The sequence below is a fragment of the Shewanella halotolerans genome (genome assembly GCF_019457535.1).
GTDB classification, from domain to species: Bacteria; Pseudomonadota; Gammaproteobacteria; order Enterobacterales; family Shewanellaceae; genus Shewanella; species Shewanella halotolerans.
Genome location: NZ_CP080417.1, coordinates 368,296 through 380,426, shown reverse-complemented (window position 1 = coordinate 380,426; position 12,131 = coordinate 368,296). Strand labels below are relative to the sequence as shown.

At 54.0% G+C, this 12,131-nt stretch carries 13 protein-coding genes; 5 read left to right on the top strand and 8 right to left on the bottom strand.

The features are described 5' to 3' along the window. Nucleotides 1–11: 11 nt before the first annotated feature. The 4 genes from prmA to ric all read left to right on the top strand — a co-directional run bounded on the left by prmA (nt 12) and on the right by ric (nt 3,315). Complete coding sequence (gene prmA, locus K0H81_RS01730) at nt 12–893, top strand: 50S ribosomal protein L11 methyltransferase (protein ID WP_144200095.1); 882 nt, start codon at nt 12–14, stop codon at nt 891–893. Between the two features lie 151 nt (nt 894–1,044). Further along, nucleotides 1,045–2,013, top strand: a complete 969-nt coding sequence (gene dusB, locus K0H81_RS01725; protein ID WP_144200097.1) for a tRNA dihydrouridine synthase DusB — start codon at nt 1,045–1,047, stop codon at nt 2,011–2,013. Between the two features lie 17 nt (nt 2,014–2,030). After that, on the top strand, nt 2,031–2,336 hold the full coding sequence (gene fis / locus K0H81_RS01720; RefSeq protein ID WP_011864135.1) for a DNA-binding transcriptional regulator Fis: 306 nt from the start codon (nt 2,031–2,033) through the stop codon (nt 2,334–2,336). A 262-nt stretch (nt 2,337–2,598) separates the two neighbouring features. Continuing rightward, nucleotides 2,599–3,315 carry an iron-sulfur cluster repair di-iron protein gene (gene ric, locus K0H81_RS01715; protein WP_220059668.1) on the top strand — a complete coding sequence of 239 codons (717 nt, stop codon included), beginning with the start codon at nt 2,599–2,601 and terminating at the stop codon, nt 3,313–3,315. A gap of 112 nt (nt 3,316–3,427) precedes the next feature. Here ric and K0H81_RS01710 read toward each other — a convergent pair whose 3' ends face one another. The 7 genes from K0H81_RS01710 to lptM form a co-directional block, all read right to left on the bottom strand. Next, the gene (locus tag K0H81_RS01710) at nt 3,428–4,003 is read right to left on the bottom strand and encodes a HupE/UreJ family protein (protein ID WP_144200100.1); all 576 of its coding nucleotides are present in this window, start codon (nt 4,001–4,003) and stop codon (nt 3,428–3,430) included. A 101-nt stretch (nt 4,004–4,104) separates the two neighbouring features. Continuing rightward, a complete protein-coding gene (locus K0H81_RS01705) occupies nt 4,105–4,827 on the bottom strand; it encodes an HAD-IA family hydrolase (RefSeq protein ID WP_258406436.1) in 723 nt (240 codons plus the stop codon). Then, on the bottom strand, nt 4,820–5,713 hold the full coding sequence (gene xerC / locus K0H81_RS01700) for a tyrosine recombinase XerC (protein WP_220059667.1): 894 nt from the start codon (nt 5,711–5,713) through the stop codon (nt 4,820–4,822). Before xerC ends, K0H81_RS01705 begins: the two co-directional genes overlap by 8 nt. Nucleotides 5,714–5,720: 7 nt before the next feature. Next, on the bottom strand, nt 5,721–6,359 hold the full coding sequence (locus K0H81_RS01695) for a DUF484 family protein (RefSeq protein ID WP_186300552.1): 639 nt from the start codon (nt 6,357–6,359) through the stop codon (nt 5,721–5,723). Then, a complete protein-coding gene (dapF, locus tag K0H81_RS01690) occupies nt 6,356–7,195 on the bottom strand; it encodes a diaminopimelate epimerase (protein ID WP_144200105.1) in 840 nt (279 codons plus the stop codon). The genes K0H81_RS01695 and dapF overlap by 4 nt, the downstream gene beginning before the upstream one ends. Nucleotides 7,196–7,232: 37 nt before the next feature. Further along, nucleotides 7,233–8,477 (bottom strand): diaminopimelate decarboxylase, encoded by a 1,245-nt coding sequence (gene lysA, locus K0H81_RS01685; RefSeq protein ID WP_220059666.1) that lies wholly within the window; start codon nt 8,475–8,477, stop codon nt 7,233–7,235. Nucleotides 8,478–8,482: 5 nt separating this feature from the next. Continuing rightward, complete coding sequence (gene lptM / locus K0H81_RS01680; protein WP_258406356.1) at nt 8,483–8,638, bottom strand: LPS translocon maturation chaperone LptM; 156 nt, start codon at nt 8,636–8,638, stop codon at nt 8,483–8,485. A gap of 543 nt (nt 8,639–9,181) precedes the next feature. On the opposite strand from lptM, the gene cyaY reads away from it, so the two are divergent. Beyond that, nucleotides 9,182–9,514: an iron donor protein CyaY gene (gene cyaY / locus K0H81_RS01675; protein ID WP_041406290.1), complete on the top strand. Its 333-nt coding sequence runs from the start codon at nt 9,182–9,184 to the stop codon at nt 9,512–9,514. 7 nt (nt 9,515–9,521) lie between these two features. Here the strand turns inward: cyaY and K0H81_RS01670 are convergent, their stop codons facing one another. Next, the gene (locus K0H81_RS01670) at nt 9,522–11,942 is read right to left on the bottom strand and encodes a class I adenylate cyclase (RefSeq protein WP_220059665.1); all 2,421 of its coding nucleotides are present in this window, start codon (nt 11,940–11,942) and stop codon (nt 9,522–9,524) included. Between the last annotated feature and the right edge of the window lie 189 nt (nt 11,943–12,131).

Here is a 12,131-nt window from a genome sequence, read left to right as displayed (position 1 = left end):
GAGAAGATCCCATGGCCTGGATCCAGTTAAAGATAGACACAGATAACCAACACGCCGAGCAACTCAGCGACATGCTGATGGAGCTGGGTTCGCTGTCGATCACCTATGAAGATGGTAAAGACACCCCAATCTACGAGCCTAACCTGGGTGAGACCCCGCTCTGGAGCCACACAGTAATCACCGCCCTGTTCGAGGCCGACTATGATCTGGCGCCCGTGGTAGAGATGCTCAAGTTGCAACCTTATTTAGGCGCCGACTTTAGCCATAAGATTGAGCAGGTCGAAGACAAGGACTGGGAAAGAGAGTGGATGGACAACTTCCACCCGATCCAATTTGGTCGTCGCCTGTGGATCTGCCCAAGCTGGCGCGAAGTGCCCGACCCAGAAGCAGTCAACGTCATGCTGGATCCCGGCCTGGCGTTCGGCACCGGCACCCACCCTACTACCGCCCTGTGCCTGGAATGGTTAGACGGCCTGGATTTACAAGGTAAAGAAGCGATCGATTTTGGCTGCGGCTCAGGCATTCTCGCGGTCGCCGCGCTCAAGTTAGGCGCCGCCAAGGTCACAGGTATCGACATCGACTACCAAGCGATCGAGGCCTCTAAGGCCAACGCCGAGCGCAACCAGGTGGCCGACAAGCTCGACCTCTATCTGCCAGAGGACCAGCCTGCCGATCTTAAGGCAGAGGTTCTGGTGGCCAACATTCTTGCCGGACCGCTACGCGAACTGGCACCGCTGATCGCCGAGAAAGTTCAGCCCGGTGGCCTGCTGGCACTCTCTGGCTTACTAAAGGAACAGGCCGACGAGATCAGCCAGCATTATGCCCAGTGGTTTGACATGGACGCACCAGTTCACAAAGAGGATTGGAGCCGCTTGACAGGCAGACGCAAATAGGGGTAAAAGCCAGCGGCCGCAAGGCCGCCACAGACTTCTCACCTCGCAAAAGTCAAGCAAAAAAGTTGCTCTCAGGTCATTTATTGACCTTTTCACAGGCTTGAAAAAGGCGTACTATAGCGCCCCTTTGAAGCGCAAGGTGTGATGATTAATGCAGATTGGACCCTATCAACTGAAGAATCAGCTGATCGTGGCTCCTATGGCAGGAGTCACCGACCAACCCTTCCGAAATCTCTGTTTACGCTACGGTGCCGCCCTGGCCGTATCAGAGATGCTTTCGTCCAATCCCGAGGTCTGGGACACGGACAAGAGCCGACAGCGCATGGCACACGCTGGTGAAGATGGGATTCGCTCAGTACAAATTGCAGGTGCCGACCCCGATATGATGGCCCATGCCGCCCTTGTTAACGTACAACAGGGCGCACAGATCATCGATATCAACATGGGGTGTCCTGCAAAAAAAGTGAATAAGAAGTTGGCAGGTTCGGCCCTACTGCAGCAACCAGAGCTGGTAAAAGCAATTTTACAGGCTGTCGTTGCCGCTGTGGATGTACCTGTCACCCTGAAGATTCGCACCGGATGGGCACCCGAACACCGAAATGGCGTTCACATAGCTCAAATTGCGCAAGATTGTGGCATTGCCTCGCTCGCGGTCCATGGCCGTACGCGACAATGCATGTACAAAGGCGACGCCGAGTACGACACGATTCGTGCGATTAAACAGAATGTCTCTATTCCAGTTGTCGCAAATGGCGATATCTGTACCCCGGAGAAGGCACGTTACGTGCTGGACTACACGGGCGCAGATGCCGTGATGATAGGAAGAGGCGCTCAAGGACGGCCTTGGCTATTCAGAGAGATCCAACATTACTTGGAAACAGGTAATAAGCTAGCGCCCATTGAAGTGGACGAAAAGCGTCAAGTGATGCTGGAACACCTCAAGAATTTATATGCATTATATGGCGAATACAAAGGGTTACGTATCGCCAGAAAGCATGTTGGATGGTATCTGGACCAAGAAGCGCAGAGATCTTTCAGAGCCGACTTCAATCGGCTGGAAACTGTTGAAGAACAACGTTCCATGTTGGAGCGTTATTTTGATGAATTAGTAAAGAATTAATAAAGAGCAGAATACGAATGTTTGATCAGACAACTCAACCAGAAGCTCATCAGCTTACCGTAGGCAAAATCGAAACCGCTAACGGCACTATCAAGCCTCAGTTACTTCGTGACGCAGTGAAGCGCGCAGTAACTAACTTTTTCGCTCAAATGGACGGCCAGGAAGCCGAAGAAGTTTATGAAATGGTGTTATGTGAAGTTGAAGCACCTCTACTAGATATCATCATGCAACACACTCGTGGTAACCAGACTCGCGCGGCCAACATGCTAGGCATCAACCGTGGTACTCTGCGTAAGAAATTAAAGAAGTATGGCATGAACTAAGACTGTCTTAGTCAGCTGTATTGAACGGGCTCGCCAGCGATGGTGAGCCCGTTTTGCTTTAAGCCGCTTCATTCCCCGCTCCGTCACACAACTCTGCAATCAATCCCTCACCTTAGGCCCACGGCTTAACACGTAAATCATGATCTGCCTCAACTAAATCAATAATCCCGAGTAAAACACTCAAGTTTACGTTGAATTTACCCGGTAACCTCTCTACCATCTAAACACACTTATAAAATACAGCTTTTAAATTGGAGTCACCATGTCTTTATCTACACAGTCCCCACTGGCCTCAGAATTTGCCGAAGAGACAGTTGGCAGCCTAGTGGCCGGCGACTTTCGACGCGCCCACGTCTTCAGCCAATTTGGTATCGATTTCTGCTGCGGCGGCAAGCGCACCCTGGCAAAGGCCTGTGATCGGGCGGGCATCGCCCTGGTGGAGGTAGAGGCGGCGCTGCAGGCCGTGAAGGCAGAAGGGATGCAAGAGGATAGCCTGAATCAGTTACCCTTAGGCGAGCTGATCGACTACATTGAGGCGACGCACCACGACTATGTGCGTGAGAAGGCGCCACTGCTTATCGAATATAGCCAGAAGATGGTGCGCGCCCACGGCGAGCATTATGACGAGATAAAACCCTTTGCCGGCTGGGTGCGTGCCCTGATAGAAGATCTCATGCCCCACCTGATGAAGGAGGAACAGATCCTCTTCCCCGCCATCCGCGCCATGGCAGCGGGCGAACAGGTGAGCGGCTGTTTCGGTCACATAGGCAACCCCATCAACGCCATGGAACATGAACACGATGAGGCCAGCGAGATTGTCGAGCGCCTGAGGGCCCTCACCAACAACTTCACGCCGCCGGCCCAAGCCTGTACCACCTGGCGCATCTGCTACGCTACCCTGAAGGAGTTTGTCGCCGATCTGCAGCAGCACATACATATCGAGAACAACATCCTCTTCCCTAAGACCCTAGCGATCTAAAACATAGCTATTTAAAACATAGCTATTTAACAATTAGCTATTTAAAGCTTAGTTATCTATCACTTAGCAAGAGAAGGGGCGCGGCAATCAGCGCCCCTATCCAATCGGTGCCCTAGACGCCGATAATCAGATAACCACCGACCAAGGCGATCACGCCGCCACTGAGACGCAGCAGCGGCAGCTTACGGCTCAGCTGCTGCATTATGATGCCAAGCGCCACACCGAGCAGATGGATCACAGCGGTTCCCGTAAGGAAACCAAGCGCATAGAGCACCGGGCTGGCTAAGGCCGGCATCTCGGCGCCGTGGGCATGACCATGAAAGATAGCAAACAGCCCCACAAACCCCATGGCGAGCAGCAACGGAATATGTCTGCCCAAGGCGATGGCCAGACCAAGCAGCAACACAGACAGGGCGATCCCCAGCTCAACCCAGGGCAAAGCCACACCGTAAAGGCCAAGGATGCCCCCGACTAACATGAAGGCCATAAAGGCCAGCGGTACCGTCCAGATCGCCCGACCACCCAACTGGGTACTCAACAGGCCCACACTCAGCATGGCCAGCAGGTGATCGAAACCAAGCACCGGATGATTAAAGCCGGTCATGAAGCCCGCACCATGGGTGATCCCATGGGCAAATACAGGCGTCGTCCACGCCAACAGCAAAAGGGGAAGTAACCTTGTGCGCATATATCCTCTCTATCCTTGAAATATGAGCACCGACAATAGAGGAATTAAGGTTAACTGACTGTGATGGTTAGCCGAAAAGTACAAATAAGTGACTGACGAGCCTAGTCGATAAGGGCTAGCAGATCGTCAAGATCTGTACAGGTAATATGAGGCAAACAGCCCAAACCAGGCTCACTTGGCTCTCTATCGAAGGCCGGATTCAGCCAGGCGGCCTGGCAACCCGCGCGACGAGCCCCCTGTACATCGGCCTTAAAGCTGTCGCCAAGGTGCAAGAGCTCATGACAGCCGATATCCAGCCGTTGGCAGGCCTGATAGAACATATCTGGGTAGGGTTTCATTCGTGTGCCATTGCCGGGATGCAGGACGAACTCCAGCACCTCACCCAGTCCAATCCGCTGGGCATCGACATTGCCGTTGGTGATGCCAACCAAGGGATAGTGCTGTGCCAGGCGAGCGAGCTTGGCGATCACCTCGGGCGCGACGCTAAAGTCGGAGCGCTGCTCGACAAAGTAAGTCAGGGCCTGCTGCGCTGCCTCACAGGCCGTCGTCTTGGCGTAACCTAAGGTTATCAGCCCCTGCTCCAGGGTCACCAGGCGCGCGGCTGAGGTGTCGTGGGCCAGACTTGGGCACTGTCTTATCAGACTGCGCTTCAATGCCTGCCAATCATCCAGGCTCCAATCTTGGGTCAATGGATGACATTCAGCCAGATAGCTTAGCAGGCGCTGCTCGGCGGCCATGATGATGGGCCGGTTGTCATACAGGGTATCATCCAGATCGAAACTGATCGCCTTAAAGGGTCGCAGACCTATCGCCACACTAACCATTACCACCTCGCTTCTTCGCCCTGGGATGAGCGCCGTCGTAGACTTTGGCTAGATGTTGAAAATCCAGGCTAGTGTATACCTGAGTGGTAGACAAGTTGGCGTGACCCAGCAGTTCCTGCACCGCCCTGAGATCGGCGCTGGATTCCAGCATATGGGTTGCAAAGGAGTGGCGCAGCTTATGGGGATGCACCCGGGCATTTAACCCCTGCTGCTGGCCCCACTTGTTTAGCCTGGCCTGTATGCTCCTGTGGGCAAGGCGCTTGCCCTTTGCTGTGACAAACAGGGCATCGTCCTCACAGGGCAGGCTTGCTCGCACCTTTAGCCAGTCGTCGATGGCACTCAGTGCCATGCGGCCAATGGGAACGATACGCTCCTTGCTGCCCTTACCCATGACCTTGACCTGATGCTCGCCACTGGCGATGTCTCGGGTATCCAGGGCCGCCAGCTCAGCCAGACGCAGGCCCGAAGAGTAGAACAGCTCCATGATCGCCTTATCTCTCAGCGCTAGCGGGTCGTCCCCTTCGATTGACAGAAGGTGGGTCACGGAGTCGAGATCCATATTCTTAGGCAGAGGCTTTTGCTGTTTGGGCGCGCTGAGGTTGAGGCAGGGATCTTTTTTGATATAGCCCTCTTGCAGCAGATAATAACAAAACTGCTTTAAGGCCGACAGCGTCAGGGCGATGGAGCGAGGCCCCAGCCCCTTGCGGTGCAGTTTATTGAGTACGGCTTGCAGCTGTTCGTCGCTGACCTCTGCCCAGATAAAATTCTCAGGGAGGAGTTCGCCGACCCGCTCGAGCTCGAAGCGATAGTTTCTGACCGTATGGGGAGAGAGCTGCCGCTCACTGACCAGATATGAGACAAATTCCTGCACCCAGTCGTCAGACATCACGGCCTCACAACTTAGGCAGCAGGTGGTCGAGTAACTGTTTTAGCTGATCCAGCAAGAGGTTATCCATTTCAGGATGGAAATGCATAGGGTCTTGGCTGGCGATGGCAAAGATCACCTGGCCACACTGCTGTGACAGGCGAGATAGCGCCACCGAGCCCACCTCACAGCCAAACAGGCGCTTAGATTCATTCTGGGTAAGACGGCCGAAGTAGTAGCCCTGCTTCAGGCGTTCGCTCCAGATGTTCGACAGTTCGCTGTCGATATCATGGACAGTGATCAAACGGACATGGGTAAACTGAAATTGTTTCTGCAACTCGCTCGACAGTATCTGCCGCAAGTCACCGAGATCCTCTGCCTGCAACAGCTTGAGCGACAAGGCGGTATTGAACATATAGATCTGTTCGTTACGCGAGGCCATGGCCAGCAAGGAGGTGATCTCCTCCTCCAGCTGGGTCACCCTGGCTCTGAGCATCTCCTGACGACGTTCCACCAAGGATACTGCGCCGCGCTGCTCATGGGGGATACGCATCGCCAACAACAGCTCGGGGTAGCGGGCGAAGAAGTCGGGATTGTCGAGCAGATACTCGCGGATCAAGACTTCATCGAAGGGCAACTCGGCTTTTTTGTTCATCGCATCATTCATTGCTGTATCTGTCCATCGTATACATGTTCAGCAGGCCCCGTCATCCATAGGGGCTTACCCTCGCCTTCCCAATTAATGGTTAGGCTACCACCGGGAAGGTCGACCCGCACGCGTCTGGCAAGCTTGCCTTGCAGTTGGCCCACGACCACGGCCGCACAGGCGCCGCTGCCACAGGCCAAGGTCTCGGCCGCGCCGCGTTCATACACTCTAAGTTTAATATGGTTTGCATCGACCACCTGCATGAAACCTACATTCACCCCCTTGGGGAAGCGTTCATGCTTAGTGAGCAGGGCGCCTATCTGCTCGACCTCGGCGTTGACCACGTCATCGACCTCGAGCACACAGTGGGGATTCCCCATAGACACGGCGCCGCATAGGAAGGTCTGCATGCCCTCAGGCATATCGGCCTGCAGCAGGTAGGTCTTCTCCGCCTTCTTAGCATTGAAGGGGATGCGGCTCGGCTCCAGCACAGGGATCCCCATGTTGACCGTGACGCTGCCGTCACGCTCAAGACGCAAGGTCATCTTGCCAGAAGAGGTACTGACCTTAATCTTCTGCTTATTGATTAAGCCTTTGCTCTTCACGAAGCGCGCGAAACAGCGGGCGCCATTGCCACACTGCTCGACTTCGCTGCCATCGGCATTAAAGATGCGATAGTGAAAATCCAGCTCAGGATCATAGGGCGGCTCCACCAACAGGAGCTGATCGAAACCGATGCCGAAGTTGCGATCCGCTAAGCGCTTTATCTGCTCGGGCGAGAAATAGACGTTCTGCGTCACGCCATCGACCACCATAAAGTCATTGCCTAAACCGTGCATCTTGGTGAAATGGATCAAATGTGTTTTCCTTCAAAAAGTAACCGGCCTGCCCTGCTTAAGGGAGGAGTTGTTCACCTTGCCACAATTGCGCGACTTTTTCTCGCTCTCTCACCAAATAATGACGATCGCCATCCACCATCACCTCTGCGGCGCGGGGGCGAGAGTTATAATTTGATGCCATGGTAAAGCCATAGGCGCCCGACGAGCGTACCGCCAGCAGATCCTTGGCCTCAATGTTGAGCGCCCTGTCTTTGCCTAAGAAGTCCCCCGTCTCACACACAGGCCCTACCACGTCATATTGGCGGGTGTCACCTGGGCGCGGAACCACTGGGATGATCTTCTGCCAGGCGCTATACAGCGAAGGACGAATAAGATCGTTCATCGCACCATCAACCAGGGCGAAATTCTTCTCGGCGTTCTCTTTCAGGTAGAGCACCTGAGTCACGAAGATACCGGCATTGGCGGCGATGGCGCGGCCCGGTTCGAAGATGAGCTTGAGGTCGCGTCCCGCGAGTTTGCCAAGTAGGGCACTGGCGTAGGCACTTGGCTCAGGCGGCTGCTCGCCATCATAGGTCACGCCCAAGCCGCCGCCCACATCCAGATGAGCGATCTTAACGCCCTGCTCTGCAAGACGGTCGATGAGGGCTAACATACGATCCATGGCATCGAGGAAGGGTTGTAACTCGGTGAGCTGCGAACCGATATGGCAATCGGCGCCCTTCACCGCCAAACCCGGCAACTCATTTGCTCGCAGGAAGATTGCCTCGGCCTCTTCCATGGCGATACCAAACTTGTTCTCTTTCAAGCCGGTCGAGATATAAGGGTGTGTACCGGCATCTACATCAGGGTTCACCCGCAGTGATACTGGCGCGACTTTGCCCAGCCTCAGGGCGACCAAGTTTAGCTGCTCGAGCTCGGCGGCCGACTCAACGTTGAAGCAGTAGATCCCCGCCTCCAAGGCCATCTCCATCTCAGCAACTGTCTTGCCGACGCCAGAGAAGACCACCTTACTCGCCTCACCACCGGCTTCTAATACTCTTGCCAACTCGCCGCCGGAGACGATATCGAAGCCACTGCCCAGACGCGCTAACACATTCAACACCGCCAGGTTAGAGTTGGCCTTCACCGCGTAGCAGATCATATGGGGATGGTCGGCGACCGCATTGTCGAAGGCATGCCAGTGGCGCTCTAGAGTCGCGCGCGAATAAACATAGAGCGGCGTGCCATAGGTTTCTGCAAGCGAGGCAACGGTACATTGCTCGGCATAGAGTTCATCTTGTTGATAGAGAAAGTGATCCACTGGGCTTAATCCTTATTGTTATTCTGCTCGGTTGCTGGTGTGGGCTGCTCCACCTGCGGCTTCTGGTTGTCTTCTTGCGCTGGCGATTTATACAGAGGCCCCTTCTGCCCGCAGCCGCTTAGCACAGCGCTCGCCAACAACATAAGTAAAATCGGTTTCATCTTATTCAACATCAGACATTCCAGTTTCGAGGGGATCACACACGGTAGCCGAAGGGCTCCGTACCTTTTTCATCACGTTTCTCATGATTGTACGCACTATCTCGGCTCGCGGGGGAGAAAAAGATGGTTTTTAACCCAAACAGGATAAATCCCCGCTAAACCCCATAAAAATCCACTTTTCATAACTCAGGCATCACCCGAACAAACGAATTCCCTGCTAGGCAAAATCTCGCTTTATTGCCATCAAACGGGGCCCTTGTCCTTCGCCTGACACGCCCGCGCACAACCAAAATCGAGTCTGTCTGATGTTTGCAGAGATAGGGCCAAAACGTCAAGCTTAACCCAGACTAAAAAACCCGAATGTGAATATTTTTATTCATTGGTAAGCCCTGGCGACCTCCTTAGTTTCTGCAAAGCATAGGGAGATGCAGGCGACTGGCGACAAACTTCACCTCATACCGGCCCGGCCAAAGTTAGATATTTGGTAAATTTGGTATTACTATGTGGGCTCTGCAACAACCCACTCCACTGAAGGATGCCCAGATGGCAATGACAGATTCAGAGTATCACCAACTCGCCGACGAAATGTTTACCGCACTTGAAGATGCCATAGAGAATGCAATCGATGAACAAGATGCCGATATCGACATCGATGCCTCAGGCAATGTTTTGCAACTTGAGTTCCAGGACAAGTCCAAGATAGTCATCAATAAGCAAGAGCCCCTGCATCAGATCTGGGTAGCGACACAGTTTGGTGGATACCACTTCTCTTACGTCGAAGGTAAGTGGCTGGATGAGCGCAGCGATGCGGGCGAATTTATGCCCTTCGTGCTCGCCTCTATCCTGCGTCAAGGCGGCATAGCGCTTAGCCTGTAAGAAGGCCCTAAAATTCGATGGCTGCCTCGTCGACGTTGACCCCAAAGGGCTGCGCCTGCAGTCGGCCATCGACTCTGACCAAACGGAAAAACTGCGGTAGATTAAAGCGTTCATTATCCAGGTAAGAGTCGGCAAAGGCATGATGATGACTCACCTGACTCACCAGCTCCTCTAGATTATTACCCGGCTGAACATAATGATTTAGCTCATTTTTTTCATCCAGCACAAACACGTCTATCCCCTCCTTGCCCGGGCGCAGGAAGTATTGAATCGCGCCGATGGCGGCAAAATCCTGGATCACCTCAGGGATCTTGCTGAAAGGCTCGTTGCCGAGATCCGGCCGCGGCAGCTCGAGCATACGTTGCTTGGAGAGTCGTTGATAGAAGGCCGTTGACTCACTCAAGTCCTGATACACCATGCCCTTGGAGTTGAAGAACAGGCCATATTTTATCCCGCCTACCTGAAGCGGGTGCACCATGGTCGACGAGGTTTTTGCCTTGGTACACATGCGATTCGCTCGGTGAACCAGCTGGCTGATGCTGCGCTCTATCTGGGTACTGAGGCGGCTTGAGCAGCTCACCACATCCACCTTCACCTGCTGGGGTGCCCGCTGCATGCCAGGGGTGATATAGACCAGGGCATCTAAGATGGCTTCGTTACCCTCGAAATGGTGGCAGTGCCACTCTCCCCAGCTGTTTTGGCAGATCACATCCAGCGACTGCATCATATTCCTGTGGTGACGCCCCATGGAGAAGATATTGGCGTTCATGTAATCGAAGATGATCTCCTGACCCCGCCACAGCTGGGTCTCATCGCGATTGAAGTTGATGAGGAACAGCAGCTGGCGAAAATGCCACGGCTGACACAGGTCCAGCTTAGATGCCCGCCAGCGACGCTCCGCCATGATAGTGGGCAGGCGCTTGGCCGCCTTGGTGAGCGCCTTATCCTGGCCTTTGCCTTCGCCATAGGCGTACCACTGGGTCTGGGCGGTGGATACGCCATTCAGGCTGGCCCAAATCAATAACTTAGCCTTACTATGAGAGTGAAATACCGCACGATTACCCATGAAGTTTTTCGATTCTGGGGTACAGCGGTAGAGGTAATACTCCTTGGTATTATGGCTGTAGATCACCGTCAGGTGTGCCTCGGCGACCGAGCGGGTCCAGAGCCGGTTGAGGCTGATGATCTGCTTGTCATCTTCACTAAAGTAGGTGTGTAGCTTGCGGGTCAACAGCCCCAACTCGGAGATCTTCAGGCTGTCGCTCAGCTTGTTGGCCGAGGCAAATTGTAGGAGGGTCTGATAGCAGCCCAGCATCAACTCATTGAGCTGTTCGTTAAACCACTGCAACTGACCACAGTGCCAGCTGGCACATTGATCTAAGGTGCGCAGCAGGTTATCGGACCACCCCCAGCGCGTCACCAAGGATTGCAACTTATAGTAACGCCAATCTTTAGGGTGCTCCGCCACCGTCAGCCTGATACCACACTTCAAATAGAAACAGCGACGTACGATCTCGAGGCGCCGCTTATCGTTCTTGTATTCCAGATAGTGTTCTATCGACTGATACAGGAGAAAATAGGCATCGTTGAAGGCCGAAAAATCCCCCGCCAGGGTGCGTTGCCACACCTGAGTGGTCACCAGATTGCTATTGGGATAATCGCTGGCATAGGCCTCCAGCAGCATTACCTTAAGCAGCGCCTTATGGGGCTTGTCCAAGCCTTTGTAGAGCTGCCACAGGGAGGCGCCGAAATACTCGCTGGCGGGCAGGTTGCTCACATCCCCCAGAAAGAGATGGCTCTCGATCGCCTCCGCTCCTGGCCACCAGGCGACCCGCTTACCGCCGAGACAGATCTGGCTGCGGTAAAACTCTTCCAGCAGCAACCAGTGCTGCACGCTGCCGCTGTTTTCGCACCCCAGGCTGGCGGTCTGAACCACGCCGTCACTACTGCTGGCAAGAAACTGTTTAGGATGAACCAGATAGATATTCACTTCGAGATCATGTTGGCCAAACCAGGCCGTCAGTAGCTGCGACTTTTCCTGCAGGGAAGCGATTTCGTCGTCGGCCAGGGTTGGGTCATACACCAACCAGACATCGATATCACTCTTAGGGTTTTGGCCAAAACTGGCGGTACTGCCCATGGTATAGATACCATACAGGGCGCTCTGCTGCTGATGGATCACCTGGGGCTCGCTGAGCCCTAAGGTACGGCAGGCCTCGAGGGCATCGTCACTGGGGAAATATTCGAATACGCCGCTTGGCGTCATGGGGCCGTTGTAACCGGGGAAATCATTACGATGATAGTGAAACAGCACAGGGATCAATTGCATAAGATGACGCTGCAGAGGCGTCAACATGGCAAGCGCACGCGCTAAACGCACTTTGTTTAAGCGCTCCGCCGTTGCGATAAAATGCTCTTGCTCTTTCAATTTTAAGCAACCTAGTCCATTTAGCTCACCTATAGCATGCTAACAGCTTAGGCGGAAACAGCAAGTATTTGAGAGCTAGATCACACTTTATCCTCAAGCTGCACAAACCGTAAGCGGGTGAACTTCAAAGAATCGACAGCCATTTCTTACATCTAGCAATTAGCAATGTTAGCATTAGCGCAACTATGG

What these genes read in the sequence shown, in the direction of transcription:
- prmA (WP_144200095.1), top strand. Translation starts at nt 12, where the DNA reads ATGGCCTGGATCCAGTTAAAGATAGACACAGATAACCAACACGCCGAG.
- dusB (WP_144200097.1), top strand. Translation starts at nt 1,045, where the DNA reads ATGCAGATTGGACCCTATCAACTGAAGAATCAGCTGATCGTGGCTCCT.
- fis (WP_011864135.1), top strand. Translation starts at nt 2,031, where the DNA reads ATGTTTGATCAGACAACTCAACCAGAAGCTCATCAGCTTACCGTAGGC.
- ric (WP_220059668.1), top strand. Translation starts at nt 2,599, where the DNA reads ATGTCTTTATCTACACAGTCCCCACTGGCCTCAGAATTTGCCGAAGAG.
- K0H81_RS01710 (WP_144200100.1), bottom strand. Translation starts at nt 4,003, where the DNA reads ATGCGCACAAGGTTACTTCCCCTTTTGCTGTTGGCGTGGACGACGCCT.
- K0H81_RS01705 (WP_258406436.1), bottom strand. Translation starts at nt 4,827, where the DNA reads ATGGTTAGTGTGGCGATAGGTCTGCGACCCTTTAAGGCGATCAGTTTC.
- xerC (WP_220059667.1), bottom strand. Translation starts at nt 5,713, where the DNA reads ATGTCTGACGACTGGGTGCAGGAATTTGTCTCATATCTGGTCAGTGAG.
- K0H81_RS01695 (WP_186300552.1), bottom strand. Translation starts at nt 6,359, where the DNA reads ATGAATGATGCGATGAACAAAAAAGCCGAGTTGCCCTTCGATGAAGTC.
- lptM (WP_258406356.1), bottom strand. Translation starts at nt 8,638, where the DNA reads ATGAAACCGATTTTACTTATGTTGTTGGCGAGCGCTGTGCTAAGCGGC.
- cyaY (WP_041406290.1), top strand. Translation starts at nt 9,182, where the DNA reads ATGGCAATGACAGATTCAGAGTATCACCAACTCGCCGACGAAATGTTT.